General features: G+C 42.0%; 20 protein-coding genes. 15 read left to right on the top strand and 5 right to left on the bottom strand.

From position 1 onward, the window contains the following. Positions 1–32 precede the first annotated feature (32 nt). Positions 33–1,850, top strand: a complete 1,818-nt coding sequence (locus AC3WLU_RS01320; RefSeq protein ID WP_492596641.1) for an assimilatory sulfite reductase (NADPH) flavoprotein subunit — start codon at positions 33–35, stop codon at positions 1,848–1,850. A gap of 26 nt (positions 1,851–1,876) precedes the next feature. Next, the gene (gene cysI / locus AC3WLU_RS01315; RefSeq protein WP_413002867.1) at positions 1,877–3,595 is read left to right on the top strand and encodes an assimilatory sulfite reductase (NADPH) hemoprotein subunit; all 1,719 of its coding nucleotides are present in this window, start codon (positions 1,877–1,879) and stop codon (positions 3,593–3,595) included. 368 nt (positions 3,596–3,963) lie between these two features. Here cysI and AC3WLU_RS01310 read toward each other — a convergent pair whose 3' ends face one another. The 4 genes from AC3WLU_RS01310 to AC3WLU_RS01295 all read right to left on the bottom strand — a co-directional run bounded on the left by AC3WLU_RS01310 (position 3,964) and on the right by AC3WLU_RS01295 (position 8,436). Continuing rightward, the gene (locus AC3WLU_RS01310) at positions 3,964–4,515 is read right to left on the bottom strand and encodes a RidA family protein (RefSeq protein WP_413002869.1); all 552 of its coding nucleotides are present in this window, start codon (positions 4,513–4,515) and stop codon (positions 3,964–3,966) included. 196 nt (positions 4,516–4,711) lie between these two features. Then, entirely contained in the window at positions 4,712–5,797 is a 1,086-nt protein-coding gene (locus tag AC3WLU_RS01305; protein ID WP_413002871.1) for a Ger(x)C family spore germination protein, read from the bottom strand. Beyond that, positions 5,794–6,885, bottom strand: a complete 1,092-nt coding sequence (locus AC3WLU_RS01300) for a GerAB/ArcD/ProY family transporter (protein WP_492596640.1) — start codon at positions 6,883–6,885, stop codon at positions 5,794–5,796. The genes AC3WLU_RS01305 and AC3WLU_RS01300 overlap by 4 nt, the downstream gene beginning before the upstream one ends. A gap of 24 nt (positions 6,886–6,909) precedes the next feature. Continuing rightward, on the bottom strand, positions 6,910–8,436 hold the full coding sequence (locus AC3WLU_RS01295) for a spore germination protein (protein ID WP_492596639.1): 1,527 nt from the start codon (positions 8,434–8,436) through the stop codon (positions 6,910–6,912). Between the two features lie 208 nt (positions 8,437–8,644). On the opposite strand from AC3WLU_RS01295, the gene AC3WLU_RS01290 reads away from it, so the two are divergent. The 3 genes from AC3WLU_RS01290 to AC3WLU_RS01280 are packed head-to-tail and all read left to right on the top strand — an operon-like array spanning position 8,645 to position 12,277. Beyond that, positions 8,645–10,102: a spore germination protein gene (locus AC3WLU_RS01290; RefSeq protein WP_492596638.1), complete on the top strand. Its 1,458-nt coding sequence runs from the start codon at positions 8,645–8,647 to the stop codon at positions 10,100–10,102. Then, on the top strand, positions 10,074–11,168 hold the full coding sequence (locus tag AC3WLU_RS01285; protein ID WP_492596637.1) for a GerAB/ArcD/ProY family transporter: 1,095 nt from the start codon (positions 10,074–10,076) through the stop codon (positions 11,166–11,168). The genes AC3WLU_RS01290 and AC3WLU_RS01285 overlap by 29 nt, the downstream gene beginning before the upstream one ends. Then, complete coding sequence (locus AC3WLU_RS01280; RefSeq protein WP_063576333.1) at positions 11,165–12,277, top strand: Ger(x)C family spore germination protein; 1,113 nt, start codon at positions 11,165–11,167, stop codon at positions 12,275–12,277. Before AC3WLU_RS01285 ends, AC3WLU_RS01280 begins: the two co-directional genes overlap by 4 nt. Positions 12,278–12,370: 93 nt before the next feature. Here AC3WLU_RS01280 and AC3WLU_RS01275 read toward each other — a convergent pair whose 3' ends face one another. Continuing rightward, entirely contained in the window at positions 12,371–13,819 is a 1,449-nt protein-coding gene (locus AC3WLU_RS01275) for a flavin monoamine oxidase family protein (RefSeq protein WP_492596667.1), read from the bottom strand. Positions 13,820–14,181: 362 nt separating this feature from the next. On the opposite strand from AC3WLU_RS01275, the gene AC3WLU_RS01270 reads away from it, so the two are divergent. The 10 genes from AC3WLU_RS01270 to AC3WLU_RS01225 all read left to right on the top strand — a co-directional run bounded on the left by AC3WLU_RS01270 (position 14,182) and on the right by AC3WLU_RS01225 (position 24,496). After that, positions 14,182–15,543 carry a cytochrome ubiquinol oxidase subunit I gene (locus AC3WLU_RS01270; protein ID WP_492596636.1) on the top strand — a complete coding sequence of 454 codons (1,362 nt, stop codon included), beginning with the start codon at positions 14,182–14,184 and terminating at the stop codon, positions 15,541–15,543. A gap of 15 nt (positions 15,544–15,558) precedes the next feature. Next, the gene (locus tag AC3WLU_RS01265) at positions 15,559–16,605 is read left to right on the top strand and encodes a cytochrome d ubiquinol oxidase subunit II (RefSeq protein WP_057277751.1); all 1,047 of its coding nucleotides are present in this window, start codon (positions 15,559–15,561) and stop codon (positions 16,603–16,605) included. Between the two features lie 28 nt (positions 16,606–16,633). Continuing rightward, positions 16,634–17,389, top strand: a complete 756-nt coding sequence (locus tag AC3WLU_RS01260) for a YybI family spore inner coat protein (protein WP_492596635.1) — start codon at positions 16,634–16,636, stop codon at positions 17,387–17,389. 151 nt (positions 17,390–17,540) lie between these two features. Continuing rightward, the gene (locus AC3WLU_RS01255; RefSeq protein ID WP_057277749.1) at positions 17,541–18,206 is read left to right on the top strand and encodes a TetR/AcrR family transcriptional regulator; all 666 of its coding nucleotides are present in this window, start codon (positions 17,541–17,543) and stop codon (positions 18,204–18,206) included. Positions 18,207–18,266: 60 nt separating this feature from the next. Next, the gene (locus AC3WLU_RS01250; protein ID WP_283930677.1) at positions 18,267–19,409 is read left to right on the top strand and encodes an acyl-CoA dehydrogenase; all 1,143 of its coding nucleotides are present in this window, start codon (positions 18,267–18,269) and stop codon (positions 19,407–19,409) included. Positions 19,410–19,533: 124 nt separating this feature from the next. After that, positions 19,534–21,171, top strand: coding sequence for an AMP-binding protein (locus AC3WLU_RS01245; protein ID WP_063577748.1), 1,638 nt, complete (start codon positions 19,534–19,536; stop codon positions 21,169–21,171). Between the two features lie 12 nt (positions 21,172–21,183). Next, the gene (locus AC3WLU_RS01240; RefSeq protein ID WP_492596634.1) at positions 21,184–22,533 is read left to right on the top strand and encodes an acetyl-CoA carboxylase biotin carboxylase subunit; all 1,350 of its coding nucleotides are present in this window, start codon (positions 21,184–21,186) and stop codon (positions 22,531–22,533) included. Positions 22,534–22,564: 31 nt separating this feature from the next. Further along, on the top strand, positions 22,565–22,777 hold the full coding sequence (locus AC3WLU_RS01235) for an acetyl-CoA carboxylase biotin carboxyl carrier protein subunit (RefSeq protein WP_427619210.1): 213 nt from the start codon (positions 22,565–22,567) through the stop codon (positions 22,775–22,777). Between the two features lie 14 nt (positions 22,778–22,791). Next, positions 22,792–23,694, top strand: coding sequence for a hydroxymethylglutaryl-CoA lyase (locus tag AC3WLU_RS01230; RefSeq protein ID WP_063576329.1), 903 nt, complete (start codon positions 22,792–22,794; stop codon positions 23,692–23,694). A 19-nt stretch (positions 23,695–23,713) separates the two neighbouring features. Next, positions 23,714–24,496, top strand: coding sequence for an enoyl-CoA hydratase (locus tag AC3WLU_RS01225; RefSeq protein WP_492596633.1), 783 nt, complete (start codon positions 23,714–23,716; stop codon positions 24,494–24,496). Positions 24,497–24,503 lie beyond the last annotated feature (7 nt).

The raw sequence follows: 24,503 nt of genomic DNA, 5'->3' as shown, positions 1-24,503 counted from the left end.
ATAAGTTAATATCCCTTTGTGAGGTGGAAATCGTGCAACTTCAGGTAAGTAACAGTCCCTTTAATCAAGAGCAAGCAGAGCTTCTTAACAGCCTGCTGCCAAGCTTGACCGAAACACAAAAAATTTGGTTGAGCGGTTATCTGACTGCATCTTTGTCAGTTTCGAACACAAGTTCAGCCGACGCCCCGGTATTGGAAGCTCTAAGCGGCGGGAAGACAATATCAAAAGAAGTGACCATCCTGTATGGTTCACAGACGGGCAATGCTCAAGGGCTGGCAGAAAATGCGGCGAGTAAGCTTGAGGGTAATGGCTTTCAGGTTACCATTTCATCCATGAGTGACTTTAAAGTCAACAATTTGAAAAAAATCGAAAATCTTCTGATTGCCGTTAGCACGCATGGAGAAGGTGATCCGCCGGATAATACATTGTCTTTCCATGAGTATCTTCATGGCAGGAGGGCACCAAGCCTTGAGGGTCTCCGCTATTCGGTATTGGCGCTTGGGGACAGCTCATATGAGTTTTTCTGTGAAACGGGAAAACAATTCGATAAACGCTTGGAGGAACTTGGGGGGACACGGTTATTTCCGCGAATGGACTGTGACCTTGATTATGATGAGCCTGCTTCCGAATGGCTGGAAGGAGTCATTTCCAGTTTAAGTGAAGGGCAAGTCAGTTCTGCTGCTGCAGTTCCCGAAGCAAAAGCTTCTGTAGGTGAAAAAACCTCTTATTCGAGAACTAATCCGTTTAAAGCGGAAGTGTTGGAAAACATAAATTTGAACGGACGTGGCTCCAATAAAGAAACTCATCATCTTGAGTTATCTCTTGAGGGCTCAGGTCTTACATTCGAGCCTGGTGACAGCCTTGGCATTTATCCGAAAAACGATTCGGATTTAGTGGATATGCTTCTTATGGAACTGGATTGGGATCCTGAAGAAACCGTGAAGGTCAATAAGCAGGGGGAACTTCGTCAGCTTAGGGAATCGCTCATCTCCGACTTTGAAATAACGGTATTGACCAAATCGCTCATTGAACAAGCGGCACAGCTTTCTGGTAATGAGGATTTAAAGGAGCTTTTAAAGCCTGGTAATGAAGAAAGGTTAAAAGAATATCGAGAAGGCCGTGATTTGCTTGATTTTGTCCGTGATTTTGGTTCATGGGGTGAATCGGCGCAAGAGTTTGTATCGATACTTCGGAAAATGCCAGCCCGTCTGTATTCGATTGCGAGTAGTTTGTCCGCCTATCCGGATGAAGTGCATTTGACAATCGGAGCTGTCAGGTATGAAAGTCATGGTCGGGAAAGAAAAGGAGTCTGCTCGATTTTATGTGCGGACAGATTACAGCCAGGGGACTTGTTGCCCATTTACATTCAGCATAACCAGAACTTTAAGCAGCCAAAGAACCCAGATACGCCAATTATCATGGTTGGACCGGGAACGGGCATTGCCCCGTTTAGATCCTTTATCCAGGATCGCGAAGAATCGGAAGCGAAAGGGAAAACGTGGCTCTTTTTCGGAGATCAGCATTTCGTGACGGATTTCCTTTATCAAACCGAATGGCAAAAGTGGTTGAAAACAGGTGTACTTACGAAAATGGATGTGGCCTTTTCCCGCGATACGGATGAAAAAGTGTATGTTCAAGACCGGATGCGCGAGCAAAGCGGGGAATTATACGAATGGCTTCAAAAAGGAGCTGCTGTATACATTTGCGGTGACGAGAAAAACATGGCACATGATGTCCATAATACGCTTATTGAGATCATTGAAAAAGAAGGCAATATGAGCCATGCTGATGCGCAAGCTTATCTAGAAGATATGCAACAGAATAAACGCTATCAACGTGATGTGTATTGAAATTTGGAAGAAAAGGAGATTACAACATGGTGAACCCACTATTGAAAGCACCAGCAGGCCCGCCAAGTGATGTTGAGCAAATTAAAGAAAGAAGCGATTATTTGCGAGGTACACTTGGAAAAGTGATGCAGGATCGGATTAGCGCCGGTATTCCGGATGATGACAATCGACTGATGAAACACCACGGCAGCTATTTGCAGGACGATCGGGATCTGCGTAATGAGCGTCAAAAACAAAAACTGGAGCCTGCCTATCAATTTATGTTGCGTGTCCGCATGGCCGGCGGGGTTGCACAGCCTTCTCAATGGCTTGTTATGGATGACCTTGCCCAGAAATACGGTAACGGAACCTTGAAATTGACAACAAGGCAGACGTTTCAAATGCATGGTATTTTAAAATGGAATATGAAAAAAACCATTCAGGAAATCCATGCTTCAATGTTGGATACAATCGCTGCATGCGGAGATGTAAACCGAAACGTAATGTGCAATTCGATTCCATTTCAATCCGAAATCCATTCCGAAGTATATGAATGGTCGAAAAAATTGAGTGATTATCTATTGCCGCGTACAAGGGCGTACCATGAAATCTGGCTGGATGAAGAAAAAGTTGTCGCTACTCCGGAATTGGAGGAAGTCGAACCAATGTACGGAAAGCTTTATTTGCCAAGGAAGTTTAAAATAGGCATTGCGGTCCCGCCATCCAATGACATTGATGTCTACTCCCAGGATCTTGGCTTCATAGCAATTGTTGAAAATGGAAAACTTGTTGGCTTTAATGTGGCGATCGGCGGCGGTATGGGAATGACCCACGGTGACAAGGCGACATATCCTCAACTAGCCAAGGTAATCGGCTTTTGCCAGCCAGACAAAATACTGGATGTAGCTGAAAAAATCATTACGATTCAGCGTGATTACGGAAACCGGTCCGTACGGAAAAATGCCCGGTTCAAGTATACGGTAGACAGGCTTGGGCTTGAACCGGTAAAAGCTGAACTGGAAAATCGTCTAGGATGGAAGCTGGAGGAAGCGAGAACTTACCATTTTGATAACAATGGCGACCGCTATGGATGGGTAAAAGGCATGCAGGGTAAATGGCATTTTACACTATTTGTCGAGGGTGGCAGAATTGCCGATATCAATGATTACAAGCTGATGACCGGTTTGCGCGAAATCGCAAAGATCCATACGGGTGATTTCCGATTGACTGCCAATCAAAACCTGATCATTGCAGATGTGTCAAGCCAGAAAAAGAAAAAAATCATAGAATTGCTTGAAACATACGGTTTGACGGATGGTGCACATCATTCGGCGCTCAGACGCAGCTCGATTGCATGCGTGGCGCTTCCGACATGCGGGTTGGCAATGGCCGAAGCAGAGCGTTATTTGCCGGTTCTGATTGATAAAATCGAGGCCATCGTTGATGAAAACGGCTTGAGGAATGAAGAAATCACGATACGCATGACTGGTTGCCCGAACGGCTGTGCCCGGCATGCACTCGGTGAAATTGGCTTTATCGGTAAGGCACCTGGTAAATATAATATGTATCTCGGTGCTGCTTTCGACGGAAGCCGATTAAGTAAAATGTACCGCGAAAACATTGGTGAAGAAGAGATATTAAAAGAGTTGCGTGTACTTCTTTCCCGTTATGCAAAAGAACGTCAGCAAGGAGAGCATTTTGGCGACTTCGTCATTAATGCTGGCATTATTAAAGAAGTGACGGATGGAACGAATTTTCATGATTGATTAAAACAAATGAGAGACAGGAATGACTTCCTGTCTCTTTTTGACGACAATAGAAGTTCGGAATGCTTTCACCCCGAATCTAAAAGAAAACTTGATTTTCCTATATGATTTTTTGCTTAATTATATGATTGAAACTCTAAAGTAATATGCGACATTCCTGCCGAAAAACTTGCTAGCCGAGACCCCGCAGGCGCAAGGGCGCCGAGGGCGGACCCGCCTGAGGAAAGCGAGTGCCCTACGTTCCAATCAACGTTCGAATTGTACAGTCTGTGAGACAGGAATAATTTCCTGTCTCTTTTTGTATTCAAAGGCTTTCCAGAGTGGCTGGTACATCGAAATGTTGAATCGTGACCATACTCATCTATCGTCTATTTATTTGCCTTGCTGTTATTTTTATAGGTTACTTCCGCTTCAATCTCAATGAGATAATCCGGCGAAACCAGACTTTGCACCCCTACAGTGGAACGGGCTGTTTTCACTGGATTTTCCTTTGTATTAAAGAAAAGAGCGTAAGCATCGAACCAACCTTGATAGTCTGGTGTATTTCCCTTGTTTGGATCTGGCGCGACATACACACGCAGATAGGTTACATCAGTGAGGGAAAGTCCTTTTGTTTTCAAATCTGCTTTTAATTTCTCTAAGATTCCGATTGCCTGCTTTTCTGTATTGCCATATCTCTCATAAGTGGTTTTTCCATCCTTGTTTAAAAGAGGTGCAACTGTTCCGCTAAACAATAACCGGTTATAACTTTGAGGCACAGCAACTGAACTGGAAATCGCAGAAGTTGGGGACCCAAAGAAGGTCACTTTATCCGATTTCAATTCATCTTTTTCGTTACCTGCGGAAGCAAACGAGTATCCTGTGATTAAACATATACTTAATACTGAGGCAGCGGTGATCGATTTCATAGGTGTATTCATATAGTCAGCTCCAGTTATTTATGTAACGACGATAGGTAGATAATCAGATTCATTTATCCGGCTAACCACAATTCTTGCTGTTTCAAAAGCATCTGCCAGCCATGCAGTTAGATAATTGAGCTGTTCACCAGCAATTTAATATGAATGTAGTTTTTCCGATCTGATGAAGATCTCTAAATGGCCTCTCGACAATTCATCATTCAGAGACCCCGGTTTGGATGATGTTAACTTTGGTTTCTACATTAATGTCCATCTTCGGATAAATCATTTTCCATCGTTCATAGGTCAGTTGTTTATTTTTGCCGTGGTATTTTTCCTTTAAGCCAATCGGGTCAAGGGATTTTTTCTGAAAATCTTTAATAAGGCGGTTTGCTTGCTTGGTTAAATCATCTTCCATTGCCTGTTCGATTTTTTTTATCATCTTTCTATTTGTAAGATTTTCACTTCGCATGGATTCCTTGATTTGTCCTTTAATTTTGAGTTTAATCGTGATGGAGGGACTACTCTCTGATTTGGATACCTCATAACTTGAACCGCTTCGGATGCTTTCTACAACGATATCGCTTTTTTTCTTGTCTTTTAATTTGAATTTGTATATTCCCCTCCTATGATGTTGAACTAATGTCTTGAAAATGAACATATCATCGGTTCGAACTTTCGTGACCATCTTATTTTCATGAAATAGGGCCACTCCTGAAACAGCAACTTCATTATTAATTAATTTAATTAAAGGAAGATACGAATCGCCGCCAGTTTCTAGAGCGTTTCCTAAAAAAAGATGGAGGTTAGTATCCGGTCCGTTTCCTGTTTCATTCTGTTGATTAATCAAATCAGATAAAAAGATTCCAATATTCACATTCGTATTTGGTGGTTTCGTATTTATTACATCCTTGACCTTTCCTTCAACGATGGCCAAAAGTACCCTGTTTCCAAGTTGCGGCTCACGGTAGAGATAATCGGTCAGTTCTGTCATTCCGATTTCACGAACCATTTTCTCGCTAAATAAAATGATGCGTGTCTGTCCAAGCATTACCGGCTTATCCGCTTTTTTGGATACGGTAGCCTGGACATCACTTGTTGTCGTTGATGTTCCGCTTAAGATTTGATATTCACCCATCTTGTCCTGTTGGAAGATAGGGATGACGAACATTCCTTCGACATTATCATTCTTAAGTATATCGTAGCCAATGGCTTGGGACATATTGACTTCGTCAACCACTCTTGGCTGGGCGCAGCTGCAAAGGAGGGGAAAAGCCAATATAACAAGAAATAATTTTCTCATGAACGTTTCCTCATTTTCTTTATATAGATAATGACCAAAAGAAGAGGCAAGTATAAAGCAATAAATAGTGCGCCGTATGGATTGACGATTTTACGCAATATATATAGTGAATCGACATCAAAAACAAAAATATTCGTAAGCAGGATTATAATCGACATCCCCCATAATGGATACTTTTGCTGAACATTGAATAAACGCTTGAAACCTCGGCTTGCAGCCCACAAGGAAATGGTCATGTTGGGTATGATAACGATGGCCCACCAAGAAACATCTATATATTCAAATCGTTGAATAAAGGGAAATTCGACAATACTGGTCAATGTCAGTGTCGGCCATATAGTCAGTTCCAACTGTTTTTGTGAATAAAAAACAATTGAAACTAAATAAACGAATACGGTTATTAAGGTTGTTGTTAAGGCCCCTCCATGAGCATATTTTTGTGAAGTTTTAGCATCTTTGATGAACGGATAAAACATCACGATCATTTCAAAACCAAGCATCGTTAATGAAGTACTTCTTGTTCCTTTCAATATATCCAATAGAGTGTGGTGGAAAACAGGAAGCAAATTGGTGAATTCTGAGTATTTCATGGCATAGAATAGGACAAATAAAAGCCAGTATGTCAAAATGGAGCTTAAAAAGGTAATACCCGTAATGGTTCGGAATCCTCCCGTATTTATATAATAAATCAGGATCAGGAAAACCACCGAAAACGCCCAAGATGGTACCTCTTCAAACATCCATACATGTATGACATTTATATAGCTAATCATGACTGTCATCCCTAGGATCAAAAAGTAAAGAATGAATAATAGACTGAAGAAATTCCCGATCCATTTCCCGAATGCATGATTATTGGCCGAAATGATATCACCAGGGACGATACTGAAGATTTTATATATGACCCAAATCATTATATGAACGATCAGACCGGCTAGTAGTATCGAAATCCAGCCATCCGTTCCCGTTGTCTTCGCTAAAACTCTTTGAAAACTTAAAACGCCTATTCCCGTTTGCATGGAATGCACTAAAAAAAATACATAGAACGGTGATACTTTATACTTTTCATTAACTCCAGCTTGGTTCATATAGGACCCTCATTTAAATATAAATCATTCATTAAAATCATTTTTTTTGATTCTTGCTTTTTTGGGCTGCGGCTGTCTGGAAGTATCATCAGGACGTAAATTAACAGGTCTGGATTTAAAAAGATTAAAAGGAAGCCGAACAAAGCTATCTTTCCAATCTTGCATGCGAAATGGGTATATCGGTTCAAGGTATGGGTGTCCCATCGACGTTAATTTGATAAGGTGGGTCATCAAAAACACGCCCGCTATGGTAATGCCGAGCAGCCCCCAAATCTGGGCTCCCACTAAAAAGGGGAACCGCAGCAGCCGGATGGCATTACCCATTTTATAAATGGGAGTAACAAATGATGCCAATGCCGATAGGGCAACGATGATCAATAAGATATTACTTGTCAAACCAGCAACAACGGCCGCTTGACCGATAACGATACCGCCGACGATACCTAATGTCTGACCTACCTTCGTTGGCAGCCTGGCAGCCGCTTCCCGTAATAACTCTATGGAGATCTCCAAGAATAATGCTTCAATCAAAGGCTGAAAAGGTATTAAGTTCCTCGAGGTAACAATTGTTTCCAAAAGATCTTTAGGTATCAGCTCATAATGATAGGTCAGCACGGCTACATAAATGGGAGTGGCAAATATCGAAAAAGCGACCGCAAATATCCTTAATAAACGGAAAGCAGAAGCCGGAACCCACGGCATATTATAATCTTCCATGGTGATGAAGTATTCCAGCAAAATGGTTGGTGTAATAAGTGCAGAGGACGACCTATCGATTAACAGGGCTACCTTGCCTTCAGCCAATGCACTTGCGATGCGATCAGGCCTTTCCGTATTTAGAAAAAGGGGAAATAAGGTATTTGAATTATCATAAAGCATTTGAGCGAGATATGACCCGTCCAATATTTCATCAAATTCTACGTCATTGATCCTTTGGATAACATTGTCAACATTTTCCTGATCAACGATCCCTTCTATCGATAAAACGGCCACTTTAGTTTTAGACAAGGACCCCACTGTCATTTCACTTACTTGCAATCCAGGGACAGGAAGCCTTTTTCTGACTAAATTCAGATTGATATCAAGATCCTCGACAAATGCTTCTTGTGCACTTATGATTCCAAATTCAAGTTCAGGTTTCTCAACTTGTCTTCCTTGTTGGGCCGCAACATTGATTAATAGGCATTCATCAAGATTTCCATCTAAACGAAGTGCAATTTCGCCTCTCATGATCCTATCTTCGATTACAAACTTGGTACTGGTGATTAGTGTATTTGCTATAGGAACGTTTTCTTTAATTTGCTCCAAATTTATCGCTTCTAGAGTAGGAATGACAGAAAGAACACTTTTATGAAGTTCCTGTGCATCAATTAAAGAGCGATAAAAAGATACCCAATAGCCTACACCATTATATGTTCCTTGATGGTTTATGAAATCATTGGATGAAGAAAGGGTATTGAATAGATCCCTTACTTCCGAAACCTTATTTAATTCATCATTTTTTTCGTTTGGTTGATTTGGCTTTTTTTTGAACGTTCTGCGGTTAAACAATGTTGTCACCTCTGCACTAAAGCTTATAATCCTAGCATTTGCAATTTAATTACAAATTAACCATTTTGGATGCTAATGTCGCTCGCTTCGGAAAGGAAATTCATTAAATAAATTGGTGTAAAAGCTGCCTTCATTTCCTGTCGCATAAAAAAATTGTAAATAGAGGAAACTGAGAATATAAAAACCCATTTAACCAAAGGAGTTCACCATGAAAAGTAAACCCTTGCATATTAAATTGGATCAAAAGCAGGAAGAATTGAAATCTGAATTGGATATGCAGGATGATGTAGTATTTAAACAGATATTCATTCCCGGTTATGAAGTTTCGGGATTATTCGTATTTGTCAATGGAACGATGGATTATCCTGCATTCAATGAGATAGTCCTGGATCTATCGGCTGCCCAGGTTGAAACCAGGCATCTGGTTTCTATCGAACAGCTGGTCATTTCCAAAATCTGTTCAGTCAGGGAACAGGATGATGTTGAAACATATGAAACAGCCAAAGAGCATATTTTTGACGGGAAAACGCTTCTATTTATAGATGGCATAGTAAATGGTTATGTCTTGAATCTGGAAAAGGAAAAAAAACGTACATTGGGTGAACCTTCGACAGAGAGGGTTGTCCGGGGACCGAAGCTTGGTTTTATCGAAAGTCTTCAGGAAAATATCGGCTTGATAAGGCAATATTCAAACCATCCCAGCCTTATCGTCCAACAACATAAGTTCGGGACGATGGAAAAGCGGGAAGTTGCGTTGATTTATTATGAAGGAAAAGCGAGCGATTCACTGCTGAATGAAGTGAAAAAACGGATAAATGAAGTGAAAGCTACTGATCTCCAAGACTCGGGGATGCTTGAGGAATTAATTGAAGATACAGCGTTAACCCCTTTCCCGCAAATCCAAAATACGGAGCGTCCGGATAAAGTATTGGCTGCACTGCAGGAGGGAAGGGTGGTCATCATGGTTGACGGATCGCCATTTGCTTTGATGGCACCAACGACGATCACGATGCTGCTGCAGTCACCGGATGATTATTATGAAAGGTGGGTAGCGGGTTCTTTTTTACGTATACTTCGCTATTTATCTTTATTTGTTACCGTATTTCTTTCAGGGATTTATATATCCTTGGTTTCGTTCAACCCTGGATTGCTTCCGTCAGAACTGGCGATGACCATCGCGGGTACAAGGGAGAACGTGCCATTTCCGCCGTTTGTTGAAGCCATCATCATGGAAGTAACGATTGAACTGCTTCGCGAAGCAGGGATTCGGCTCCCATCGCCCATTGGTCAAACGGTTGGATTGGTTGGCGGGGTCATTATTGGACAAGCGGCAGTTCAAGCCAATATTGTAAGTTCCCTCATGGTCATAATCGTTTCGATCACGACGATTACCTCTTTTACGGTCCCGCAATATAGCTTTGGACTGGCATTCAGGGCTTTAAGGTTCGGAGCGATGATTTTTGCCGCCGTTTTAGGTTTATACGGAACTACATTATTCTTTATCATCGTTATCAGCCATTTGTCAAAATTGACGAGTTTCCAAGAACCTTATTTTCAACCAATGGATTTTATCGGTAAAAAGACCTGGAGGGATTCTTTCATACGGTTACCGAAACGGAAAAAGGGGGGGAATTCTCTTGGGTCAATCCGAAGGCAAAATTCTTAGTGGCGAATTGGCAGCGATCATTTCATGCAGCATGCTAGGAATTGGCATGCTGACGCTTCCAAGGACGATAACGGAAAAAATCCATTCGACAGATGGATGGATCGTCTTGATTTTAACTGGGATCGCTATAGCCCTTTTAATATGCTTATTAGTTGTTCTGTTAAAAAAACATAAGGTCGCTAACTATTACACGTACATGGAGGAGGCCTATGGAAAATGGCTCTCCAAACTTATTGGGTTGGTCGTGGTGGTGTACTTTATTGGCGTGGCCAGCTTTGAAGTTCTTGCGATGAGTGAAATGGTCCGGTTTTATTTGTTGGAAGAAACACCAGTTGAAATCGTGATACTTTCCATGATTTTAGCGAGTGTCCATCTTGTGACAGGCAAAATAAAAGCCATAGCAAAGGCTAGTGTCTTCTTTCTTCCTTTGACAATCGTCATCGTCTTGCTCATTTATTTGTTCAGTCTCAGGGTAGTCGAGTTAAAAAATCTCCAGCCTGTTCTTGCGAAAGGATTTCTACCTGTCATGAAAGGAATGGGCTCCGGAACTTTGTCTTTTTTTGGAATTGAACTTTTCATCTTTTTGTTTGGCGTCGTTAAAAATCAAAACAAAGTAAGAAATGGCGTTTTAATCGGTTTTTTCATCCCGCTGATTTTGTATGTGATTACATATGTATTGGTCGTGGCTACGCTGACCGTCCCGGAAGTCAAAGCGGTTACTTGGCCAACCATTTCTTTTGTTCAGTCCTTTGAAGTAACAGGGATATTTTTAGAGCGTATGGAGTTATTTCTCTTAATCACCTGGATTCTTCAGTTTTTTTTAACACATGCAATTTACTTTTACTTTGCAGCAGAAGGAATGACGAAAATATTTAGCAATTCATATACAACGAACCTTATTGTTTTGGTTCCCGTCGTTTTTTTTCTGGCCAAGATCCCTAAAGATACAATTGACATTTTTAAAATGAGTGATTTACTTGGATATCTTTTTCCCATTATATTAATTGGCTTGCCCATTATTACATTCGTAATCGTTCAAGTGAAAAGGAGCAGAAGAAGCGGATGAAAAGATTATGGTTGATCTTGCTTATTCCTTTGCTTTCAGGCTGTTGGGACAGTGAAAATATAGAAGAATTATCCCTTGTAGTTGGAGTGGGGATCGATAAAGGCAAAAAGGATGACGAAATCATGTTAACAGAGCAAATTCTGGTGCCTCCAGGAAATAGTGTTCAGGAGAATCAGACGCAATTAAAATATAAAAATGTTACGGTCAGTGCCAAAACGCTGCATGAAGCAATTAGGGATTCTTTACTCATAACCAATACGGTATTAACCAATCATCAGCGTATTATCCTCATTAATGAAGATGTATTAAGGAAAATCCCGATGGAAGCGATCATTAATCAGTCAATACGCGATAATAATACTAGAAGAAGCTGTCATGTTTATTTAACGAAAAGACCGACGAAAGAAATTTTGGGAAGATCCGAAGATGGGGAGATCCCTTCGAATGTAATCTATGAATTGAAAGATAATGAGAACAGAACGAATAAGATACTTCCGCCTTTAACACTGGGCAAAGCATCCTCAAATTTGCAATCAGATGGAAGCTTTGCCATTCAGGCCGTTGATATTAGGGGCGGGAAATTAATTTTGGAGGGTGCAGGCATTATCAACAATTCAAAGTTGGTCGGAATCATGAATGATGAAGATATAGCTGCATTAAATTGGCTGAACGGAGAAGTAAAGGGCGGAATAATCGAAGCGGTCCAACACGGTAAGCCTTTAAGTGTGGAAGTGATCAATAGGACAAGGAGGAAAATCACGACGGAATTGAACGGTGATCATTTGACGATCAATATTAAGGTCGGGTACACAGCAAGACTTTCGGAAGATTGGTATGGTAAGGAGAATTCTTTTGAAAAAGCCTATTTAAAAGAGGTTGAGCGTATTGCCGAGGATGAAGTGAAAAAGGATGTCAAAAAAATCGTATACAAATTACAGCATGAATATAAAACAGGGGTAGCAGGATTGTATCGTTATGTGGAAAATCAGCATCCGAAGTTTTGGGAGAAAAATAAGCGGAAATGGGACGAAGTTTTCAGTAAAGCTGATATAAATTATGAAGTGGAAATAAGGATCGTAGACTTCGGTTCAAAAGGTGGGATAAAGTGAATGGGCATAAGAATTTAAAACCTTCCAAATGGAAGGTTTTTTGTCGGTGTTCTTTGTTGATGAGGTTACTTAATAGCCAAGGAAATGGTCCATTCAAGGCCCACCGAAAGTTCTAGGCAGTTTCGTCACTTCATGTGCAACCCTGATTCCGGATTGAATGGCTCCTTCAATCCATGCTGGTACGGTTGATGTATGCTCCCCAGCGAAGTGGACCCTTCCTTCAGGAGTTGGGATGTATGGAAACAAGTCCGTTTCCTGACCAGGCTTAAACATGGAGAAAGCGCCGTAGGAATACTGATTCAATGTCCAGCTATAAGAAGCTCCTGATAAAAAATGATCATATACTTGATTACCATGGATCACTGCCAAATTTTTCAATGCGTGTTGTATTCGATCTTTTTCCGGTAGGATATCCCATAAAGTGGCATCATCTTCCCATGTATAACTTGCTAAGATGAGACCGGATTCACTCTGGTTGCTCGTTTGGCTGGGGTAATAAGAAAATCTAATAGGTAAATCTGTCGTCAATTTACCGCCGAAGATTCCTTCCTTTTCCCAAAACCTATGAGTGAATTGAAGTCCAATTTTTGTGGAAGCAGCATAATGGAGTTCCCTTATTGCCTTCCATTTATTATGGGAAAAGGAATTCCGGGGTTCAATATCTATAAATTGCAGCAGTTGAAGAGGAATCGTCACGATGGCAAGATCACCGGTAACCGTTAAGGGGTTTTGACTTTGAGTATGTTTGGAATGGATGGTGACTTGATTATCATGTTGGATGATCTTTGTCACTTCATATCTGAAGATTAAATTATCCTTCAATTCCGGTAGAAAGGCATAAGGAAGCCGGTCGTTTCCTCCTTCGATTGAAAAAAATTTCACGTCTGGATTAAAGAGCGGCATAAGCTCCCGAAGTATGGCCGGAAAAGAAAGTTCCGGGAATCCTTCTAAACCCATCAGGACTTTGATGCTTTCAATCGCCCCTGTTGATAGACTGATTCCCACTGGATTATACTGCAAAAAGAAGCTCATGGAGTATTTATCAAACTCTTTAATGACTATTTCCCAATTTCTACGTGGATTTTGAATGATGAAGTCAGTCACAGGCTTGATTGCCATGTTAAGTAATTCTTCAGCTGTTTTACCTCTTTCATGGGGAGCTACAGGGTACCTCAGTATATCCGGGTTCTGCTGATATATGGCAGCGGTCGTCTTGATTCCATTGGCATAAATGGGATCATTAGGAGTCGCATTCACAAAGGTGTTGACTCGTAGACCATACTTCTTGATGTATTCAGCAACTAAGTAATGATAATTAGGAATGCGCATGGCACCGGCTTCAAGGTAGGAACCTTCTAAAAATGGCTCCCGTATGGTCAAAACACGCCCTCCGACCCTCCCGGTTGCTTCCAATATCGTAACATCGTGCCCCGCTTGTTTTAAAAGGGATGCTGCAACCAACCCAGACATGCCTGCACCAATGATAATGATTTTTTTGGGGATTGGGGTAGGCCCCAGGCCATTTCTGATCATAGCCAGCATTTGTTCGGGTGATAACGGATCTTTGGTAAAGGACAAAATGTTTTTCTCCTCTCTTGTTACACTTTCTATATGGGATTTACGCTATCTTATTCCGATTGGGTCACCATTTATGAAGGATATTCAATAATTTGTCATCTAAATGCTTAGTAAAAATTTTTTTTAGTGCATGGGTGAATTCCACGTAATATATATACCAAAAATAACCTCGATAGAATATATTCTAAACAATCATCCAAAAACATCATTAAGTGAATACCGAGCTTCTGCAATACCTATGAAAAATTAGTTTGTGGAATATTATTAAATATTTTCCTTTACAGAGGAGATACTACCAAGAGACAAAGGGTAGAAAGGAAGACAGTATGGATCATATACAAATGGCCCGCGCAATGTTCGGGACGAATATGGCTGTACATATCATATTTGCAACAATTGGCGTCGGGTTGCCGATGATGATGTTGGCAGCGGAATTGATGTATCAAAGGACAAAGGATTTACAGTATGTCGTCATGGCTAAACGCTGGACCAAAACATTAGGGGTTTTACTTGGGGTCGGGATTCCGACTGGTACGATTGCGGGTGTGCAGCTGTCACTATTATGGCCTGGGTTCATGGAAGTGATAGGACGTGTCATGGCGCTTCCATTCCAAATCGAGATTTATGCATTCATGGTTGAAGCGCTGTTCATGTCAATCTATGTGTATGCTGCTGAAAAAATCAAGCCATGGGCCCGAATCGTGAGTTTATTCTTTGTTGCATTCGGAGCATTGGCTTCGGCTGTTTTGATTTCGAATGTCCATGCTTTTGAAGGGACACCTGCTGGGTTCCGGTTTGAAAATGGGGAAATCGTCGATGTCGATCCTTGGGCGGCATTTTTTAACCCAAGTTTCTTGGTGACGGCAGGTCATACGGCCCTGACTGCTTATACTACAGGCGCTTTTGTCGTGGCGTCCGTCGCAGCCTATAAGATGCTGAAAAATAAATATGGCACTGCTGAATTTAATTTTCACCAAAAAGCACTGAGGCTCAGTATTGTCTTGGGCTTGGTTTTTTCGTTTTTGACGGCATTGAACGGTCATGCGACTACGCAGCATTTATATAGGGAACAGCCGGAAAAACTGGCAGCGGCAGAAGGGTTGTTTGAAACACAGGACCATGCCGGACTTACCTTGTTCGGTTATACCGATAGGGAAGCTCAGGAAGTGAAGTATGGGATTGAATTTCCATGGTTATTAAGTTTTCTATCTGGTAATAGCTTTGATACGGTTGTGACCGGTTTGAATGATTTTCCGGAAGAGTATTGGCCGCCGCTTTATGTCCATATCTTATTCAATGCCATGGTCATGATTGGTTCAGGCTTAATCGCGTTGGCACTGTTTGCATTGGTATGGAATAAATGGCTGAAAAAGGAGACATATCCGAAATGGATTCTTTGGCTGTTTGTTGCATCAGGGCCGCTTTCGGTGATTTCGATAGAATGCGGTTGGATTTTTGCCTGTACCGGCAGACAGCCTTGGACGATATACAGGATGCTGACAACGGAGGATTCAGTCACTTCGTACGAAAACCTTGGATTCTTATTCACGATGTTCATTATCGTATATATCATTTTATGCGTTTCTGTCGTGTTTACACTTTTGTATTATTTCAAACGTCATTCCGTAATGGAAGATATATATAAAGCCGAACAGAAAGGTGTAAGACTTTTCGATTCGAATTCATAAAAGGGGGGAAGGCGAATGAGTGATGCTCTTCTTGCAATAACACTGGTCTGGGGCTTTATTTTCCTTTATGCCATCATGGCCTCTATGGATTTTGGCGCGGGCTTCTGGGCAATGACTTACATTAAAAAGGAAGAGACGAATGCTACCAAGATAGCGAATAGCTATTTATCACCAACTTGGGAAGTGACGAATACTTTTGTGGTTGGTCTTGTCATTGCGATTTACAGTTTATTCCCAGGTGCGGTATTCCCGATTGGGGTAGCCTTGATCGTTCCCGCGAGCCTGATATTGGTTCTGCTATGTATTAGGAGTGCTTTCTTGGTTTTCTCGCATAGCGTTGACAAATATGAAAAAGCGTTAACGTATATCTCAGGATTGACGGGATTGATCATACCGGGGCTATTAATCAGCGTATTGCCAATCACTCATCTTGGGTTTGTCGAAGGTGTGAGAGGAAATGAAGAATTGAATTTATCTAAACTTTTCACGAGTCCGAATGAGTATGCATTTGTGGGATTCGGCATTATGAGCACGCTTTTTTTATCTTCTTTGCTCCTGTCCGATTACTCAAAACAGGCCGATGAAATGAAAGCATACAAAATATATCGCAGGGATGCGATGATAACGGGACCGCTTATGTTGGTCATGGCTCTGTTGGTCATGCTCACGTTAAGAAACGAAGCGAACTGGATTTACCAAGGAATGATGAAAAACTCTGCATTGTTATTCATCTCGCTCATTTTTTTCATCATTAGCGGGATAGCACTGTACCTACCCTATTTTTCTAAGCAGGAGGTTAAAGGGATGCCACGCCTCGCTGTCATTGCGATTATCATACAGTATTTAATCGGCAGTTATGTTTATGGTATCGCTCATTTACCTTACATCATCTATCCAAATGTCACGATTCTATCAGGATTTACCGATCCAACCTCATTCCGGGCCGTGTTTGCCACGTATATCGTGGGCTTTGCAATATTAGTCCCAGGGTTCTATTATTTCTGGTCCATCTTCATGAAAGATCAGCGTCGAAAGTTCAAACGGCGACAAATGTCAAATTAGTTCATCTTTGAAAAGAGAGGTTATCACTATGAAAAAGTTAGATCTGCTAAAATATGCGGTTTTAGTCATCTCACTATTTTTGAGCTATCAAGCGGTTGAAGCGCATGATAAAAATTTTCAGGTGGATGGCACATATATTTCAACTAAAAGAGATGTAACAGGTGACCAGAAAATAGACATCATCCAGGTTCAGGGACTGCCTTATGAGGAAGGTAGTAAGTTTCTGAAAAAAATTGAGTTAAGTGTGGAAAGCAATCGCCGTACAATCGACGTCCCGCTTGAAGCTGGGTATAATCCAGATCTAAAGGTTGCCGACTTGAATGATGATGGGGTCCAGGATGTATTGGTTACGGTTTTGATGGAAGGTAGAGAGCGGTTGATATCCAGTTACGCCTATACATTCAAGGATGGAAAAGTGAAGGAGCTTGAAGTACCGCCATCCGTTCCTGTAATGGCACAATTTCTTGACGGATACAAAGCGGAAATCATTATTGAAGGTCAAAAACCTGTGGTGATGGATGTCAGTTCCAGAAAACAAGCTTATGATAAATTGGGCATTTATCAAAATGGAAAACTAAATGAACCGACAGAGCTTTTGGTTGATCCATACTCTTCACTGGATTTCAAGACCGTTTTTGGAAAAGGAAAAGCGCTTATCGGAATCCAAAATGTAAAAGGGTCCGATGAGCGTGATCCGCTACTGGAGATCAAATCAGTGTGGAAATATAATAATGGATGGCAGCTTGTAAAAGCCCAAGTTAAACCGGTCAAGGGTAGTAAATGACATGGTATCGACCGCTTCTTAAATAAACTGGATTGACGGCTCTTGGTTTTGAGGGCTGTTTTTTTGTTTAAATTTAAAAATTGACAATTTTTAATTATTTGGTAAAATCTAAATAAATCCAGTTTATACATAATCAAGCTCTTTATACTGGATGGAATGTAAGCGGATACAAAGGGGGTGCAGTCTTACGGAGTTAAAAGAAAAAATAATTGAAACATCGTTGACGCTCTTCGATCAGCATGGTTTTCATGGTGTCTCCGTCAACGAAATCGTTAAGGCATGCGGAACTAGCAAAGGTGGTTTTTATCACCATTTCTCTTCCAAAGATGAACTCTTATTTGTCATCCATGATTACTTTATTTCATATGTTTTAATAAAAGCACAGGAAGCCATTTCAGAAAGTACCCATCCAACAGAAAAAATGCAAAAGATCATTCAATCATTTGTTAAAGTTTTTGACCTCTATAAACCACACATCTCAGTTTTCTATCAAGAAAGCATTTACTTAAAACCACCTTATGTTGAAGCAATCAAAAAAAAGCGTCAAACGTATAAAGAAATCATTTTTTCCGTTATCAAAGAAGGTATTGACAAGGGAGTATTCCGCAGCGAATTGCCAGTGGAAATTACCGGAATGTCAATTCTGGGCATGGTGAACTGGTCCTACAAATGGTACAAAAGGGACGGCGGAAAAACGATAGACGAAATCGGTGATATTTACGTGGATTTAATTCTGAATGCCCTATTGATAGATAAACAAAAAGAAGCGGAAATCACCCAGCCATTTTTACTGAAGAACCAAGTTGTTGTGGATTGAACAATCAACTTGATTTGTACAGACCAACTAGTCGGTCTCAATAGAAAGGGGAATGAACATATGGATTTTTCACTTACAAAAGAACAGCAAATGATTAAGGAAATGGTAAGGGAATTTGCTGAAAAGGAAATTAAACCGATTGCGATAGAGTTGGACGCAAAGTCCATGTTTGCGGAGGATGTATTCAAAAAAATGGGGAAACTCGGGTTGCTTGGAATTCCGTTTCCTGAAGAATATGGCGGTTCGGGCGGAGATACGATTTCGTATGCCATTGCCGTTGAAGAGATTGGCAAGGCGTGCGGGGGAACCGGCTTAAGTTATGCCGCAGCCGTTTCGCTCGGGGCAAGTCCAATTTACTATTTTGGAACCGAAGAACAGAAGCAAAAATATCTGGTTCCAATCACGACCGGTGAAACCCTGGCAGCTTTCGGGTTGACAGAGCCTAATGCGGGTTCCGATGCTGGCGGTACGAGAACGACTGCCGTGTTGGATGGTGATGAATATGTGATTAATGGCGAAAAAACATGGATAACAAATGCCAGCTATTCAAGAACGGTTACTGTCACTGCTGTATCGGGAAAAGATTCAAAGGGCAAAAACATCATCTCGGCATTCATCGTGCCAACAGATACCCAAGGGCTGACGATCAATAGCAATTATGAAAAAATGGGAGTCCGGGCTTCCAATACTTGTGAAATCATTCTGGATAATGTTCGGGTGCCAAAGGGAAATTTATTGGGAGATCCGGACAAAGGGTTCAAACAATTCCTATTCACGCTTGATGGAGGACGGATTTCCATTGCAGCTTTGGCCGTCGGTATCGCTCAGGCTGCCTTTGACAGAGCTTTAGCTTTTTCAAAAGAGCGCATCCAATTCGGTAAAACCATATCAAATTTCCAGGCCATTCAATTCAAGCTTGCAGACATGGCGATGGAGATCGAATTGGCGAGGAATATGGTATATAAGGCTGCATGGTTAAAAGACAATAAAAAACCTTTTGCAAAGGAAGCGGCATACGCCAAGCTCTTTGCTAGTGAGACCTCGTTCCGCGCCAGCAATCAAGCGATTCAAATACACGGCGGCTCTGGTTACATGCGTGAATATGAAGTGGAACGCTATTTAAGAGATGCTAAGTTATTGGAAATTGGTGAAGGCACATCCGAAATTCAAAGACTCGTTATCGCCAGGCAATTAGGCTGTTAATCTTTACGAAACGTAAAATGAACTTGATGCTTGGGGTTCATTTGGGTGAAAAGCAGATGTTATCTATACAGCAAAAAGCGTTCATTCTTACCTTTATTTGATTAGGAGGAGTTTGATGTCTGATTTGCTAGATGTTACGATCGGGAAATTGCTTGAAAGGACAGCTGAACAATACGGTGGTAATGAAGCAGTTGTGTACCATGAACTAGGCCTGCGCCATTCTTATCGCGAATTTGAAAAGATTTGCCGAAAGGCTGCCAGGGGGTTCATGTCACTGGATATTAAAAAAGGGGAACATATCGCCATTTGGGCATCCAATAAACCGGAATGGCTTATATCCCAATTTTCCACCGCGAAAATGGGCGGGGTGCTGGTGACGGTCAATACTAATTACCGCACAAGTGAACTGGAATACCTGCTTAAGCAATCCGATTCGACGACGATCATCCTGATGGAACAATATAAGGATCATTCATATATAGATACTCTGTACGAAATCGTACCTGAATTGAAAAATGCAGAACCAGGAAAATTACAATCTGAGAAACTGCCAAAATTAAAAAATATCATCGTTTTAGGTGAAAAACGTTATCCCGGAACGTTTTCATGGGATGAAGTCATTAGCGGAGGCGAATCTGTTTCGGAGGAATCGCTCGACATGAGGATGGAGGAATTGGCTCCAGGTGATGTCATTAACATGCAATATACATCAGGGACGACAGGATTTCCAAAAGGAGTGATGCTGACGCATTCCAACTTGGTCAATAACGGATTGAATGTCGCAGAGTGCATGAAGCTGACCGAAGCCGACCGGCTATGCATCCCGGTTCCGTTTTTTCATTGTTTCGGCTGTTCCCTTGGTACGATGGCATCTGTTTCAGTTGGGGCAACAATGGTGCCGATTGTGGAATTTAATCCACGCGTTGTCCTTCAGACAGTTGAAGCCGAAAAATGTACGGGGCTTCATGGTGTACCGACGATGTTCATTGCTGAACTTAATCTCGATGACTTTGACCAGTATGATTTAAGCTCGTTACGGACTGGTATCATGGCAGGCTCGACATGTCCGATTGAAGTCATGAAAAGCGTGGTGAATAAGATGGGCATCACGGAAATCACGATTACTTATGGTCAAACGGAATCTTCTCCAGGAATTACGATGACAAGAACGGACGATCCGATCGAACTTCGTGTTTCTTCAGTGGGAAGGGCTTTGCCGAAAGTGGAAGTGAAAATTGTCGATCCGGCTACAGGGGAGGAAGTCCCGCGGGGCATGCAGGGTGAACTCTGTTCGAGGGGATACCATGTAATGAAGGGCTATTATAATAACCCGGAAGCCACTGAGCAGGCGATTGACACGGAAGGCTGGCTTCATACGGGAGATTTGGCAGTGATGGATGAGAGGGGTTATTGCAAGATTACTGGCCGGCTGAAAGATATGATCATTCGCGGAGGGGAAAATATTTATCCCCGTGAGATTGAAGAATTCCTCTACCAACACCCTGCAATTGTCGATGTCCAGATACTCGGCGTTCCAGATCAGAAATATGGGGAAGAGGTAGCCGCATGGATCATTTTGAAAGCAGGAGAAACCCTTACGGAGAAAGAATTGATAGAGTATTGCAAAGGGAAAATATCTTTTCATAAAATTCCGCGTTACATTCAATTTACCGATGCTTATCCAATGACTGCATCCGGAAAAATCCAAAAGTATAAGCTTCGGCAGCAAACTCTTGACCTACTAACGGAACGCACTAAATAAGGAGGATATCGAATGATTCGAAAAATTCTTATCGCAAACAGGGGAGAAATAGCATCACGCATTATTCGTACATGCAAGAAGCTGGGAATACTTACTGTCGCTGTCCATTCGGAAGCAGATTCGGATTCGCCTTTTGTGGGATTGGCGGATGAGGCATATTTATTGGGTGGCCCGAGAGTACAGGAAAGCTATTTAAACGTCAATAAGATTTTGGAAATAGCTAAGGAAACCGGAGCGGAGGCCATTCATCCTGGATATGGTTTTCTTAGTGAAAATGCAGATTTCGCACGTTCATGCGAAGAAGCCGGCTTGATATTCATAGGTCCCAAACCAGAGATCATTCAGCAAATGGGCAATAAAGTCGAGGCGAGGAAAAAGATGGAGCAAGCAGGACTTCCATTGGTGCCTGGATTTTCACGTCAGTTAATTGATAGTGCAGAAGCGGCAGCCGTTGCCGAAAAGATTGGCTATCCAGTCATGTTAAAAGCAGCAGCAGGCGGCGGGGGAATCGGCATGCAGGCCGTTGCTAATGAAGATGAACTAACCAAAGCCTTCGAAGGGAATCAAAAACGTGCCCAATTATTTTTTGGCAATGGAGATATGTTCATAGAAAAATTGATTGAGAAGCCTCGTCATATCGAAATTCAGGTATTGGCAGATTCCTTTGGGAATGCTGTTTACTTATGGGAAAGGGAATGCTCCGTTCAAAGGCGCCACCAGAAGGTCGTGGAAGAGGCTCCATCTTCTTTCCTTGACGAAGAAACAAGAAACAGGATGGGAATGGCTGCAGTGAAAGCGGTAAAATCCATCGGTTATAGCAATGCGGGCACACTTGAATTTTTAGTAGATGCAGATAAAAACTTTTATTTCTTGGAAATGAATACACGCCTTCAGGTAGAGCATCCTGTCACTGAAGAAATTACGGGACTGGACTTAGTCGAACAGCAAATTAAAATTGCATCGGGCAACAAATTGGATTTCACCCAAAGTGAGATTAAACAGGACGGACATTCCATTGAAGTCCGCATTTATGCTGAAGATCCGAAAACCTTTTATCCGGCACCGGGGAGAATCACCACCATGGAACTTCCGGAAGGTGAAGGGATCCGTCATGAATTGGCCGTTCATGGAACTTCGGTCGTATCCCACTTTTATGATCCGATGATCGCCAAATTGGTGGTGAGCGGCGACTCGAGGGATAATGCGATTGAGAGATTAAGAGAAGCGCTGGCAAGCTATAAAATCGAAGGAATTAAAACAAACCTTCCTTTGCTGATGGAAATAATTTCTCATGAGGCTTTTTCCAAAGGAGATACGACTACGGATTTCATTGCGAAATATATTCAAAAATTGACTGTATAACTTAAAACATAATGATCGGGAGGAAAATAAAATGGCAGAATTAAAGGCAAGCATGGCAGGAAGCGTTTGGAAAATCGTAGTAAATGAGGGGCAAAGTGTAACCGACGGACAGGATATCATTATCTTGGAATCGATGAAAATGGAAATCCCCATTGCAGCCGAGGAAGCTGGCACCATTAAAGAACTAAAAGTGAATGAAGGGGATTTCGTAAATGAAGGCGACGTTTTGGCCGTCATTGAATAAAGGGACGGAGGGGTATGATGAATTGGCCTGAAAAAGTGACAATTAAGGAAGTTGGACCCCGTGATGGGCTGCAAAATGAAAAGGTCATAATACCTGCACAAAGCAAAATGGAGTGGATCGATCAGCTCTCTGATACAGGATTATCTTATATAGAAGTGACTTCATTCGTACACCCAAAGTGGATTCCCCAATTGAGTGATGCCGTCCTGGTGGCTAAGGGAATAAAGCGCAAGCCTGGTATCACTTATGGGGCCCTTGTACCGAATCAAAGGGGACTGGAGTCGGCCCTTGACGCCAATATCGATGATATTTCCGTGTTCATGTCATCCAGTGAAACGCATAATCTGAAAAATATCAATAAGTCGATTTCCGATACCTTTCCAATATTGAAGGATGTCATCAGGACAGCAGCAAATAGCGGGAAAACGGTCAGGGGCTATGTTTCAACCGTTTTCGGCTGTCCGTATGAAGGGGAGGTTTCGACTGATCAGGTTTTCCGTGTTTGTGATCAACTTTTTGAATATGGCATCGATGAAGTCTCGTTGGGTGATACCATTGGGGTCGCGTCTCCAAGACAGGTTGCACTGTTCCTTGAACAGGCTGTAAAAAGATATGATATGAGCCAAATTGCCCTCCATTTTCATGATACAAGGGGAATGGCCCTCGCAAATATCCTTGAATCACTGAATTATGGTATTTACACTTTCGACTCATCGCTCGGAGGTTTAGGGGGATGCCCGTATGCACCAGGAGCGAGCGGAAATGTGGCTACGGATGACCTGGTTCATATGCTACATAAAATGGGGATTCACACAGGAATCAATCCCGAAAAGCTATTGAAGGCTGCGGCCATGGTGCAAAGCTTTTTGGAAAAACCATTGCCTAGCCATCAGATGGCTGTAAATAACGCACAATAAGCGAAATCGAGGTGAATGTATGACTTCATTAGTTGATATAAGGTATGAAGAAAAGGGAATTGCCTTCGTGACCTTGAATCGGCCGGATGCTGCTAACGCTTTATCCACAGAATTGCTTCATTGCTTAATCGAAGGGCTGGATGAATTGAAGGGAGATTCCAATTTACGAACAGTCATTATAACGGGAGCAGGTGAAAAGGCGTTTTGTGCAGGTGCGGATCTTAAGGAAAGAGCGGGTATGAATGATGATAAAGTCAAGGAGACAGTCAAGTTGATCGGAGACACGATTACGGCTGTAGAAAACCTTCCAGTACCGGTCATCGCTGCGATCAACGGTTCGGCTTTTGGCGGTGGGCTGGAATTGGCACTCGCTTGTGACATACGCATCGCATCGGAAACGGCAAAGGTGGGGCTGACTGAAACGTCATTAGGCATCATCCCTGGTGCAGGCGGTACACAGCGACTGCCCCGGATAGTCGGAATGCCGACAGCGAAAGAACTGATTTATACGGCAAGGAGATTGGATGCAAAAACGGCACACGCCTTAAAAATCATCAGTCATGTATATTCACCCCAACATTTACTTGAGGAAGCGAAAAAATTGGCTAAGGAGATTGCGGTCAATGCCCCATTAGCACTCAGGGCTGCAAAAGCGGCGATCAATCAAGGGGCTGAGACCGACTTGAAAACAGGATTGCAAATTGAAAATGACTGCTATCAGACAACTTTAAAAACCCTTGACCGACTGGAGGGTCTGTCTGCATTCAAGGAAAAACGCAAACCGGTATATAGAGGCCAATGATTTCTAT

The sequence above is a fragment of the Peribacillus sp. FW305-BF15 genome (genome assembly GCF_058783805.1).
The sequence above is the reverse complement of the archived record's forward strand: the minus strand, read 5'-3'. Positions and strand labels throughout refer to the sequence as shown.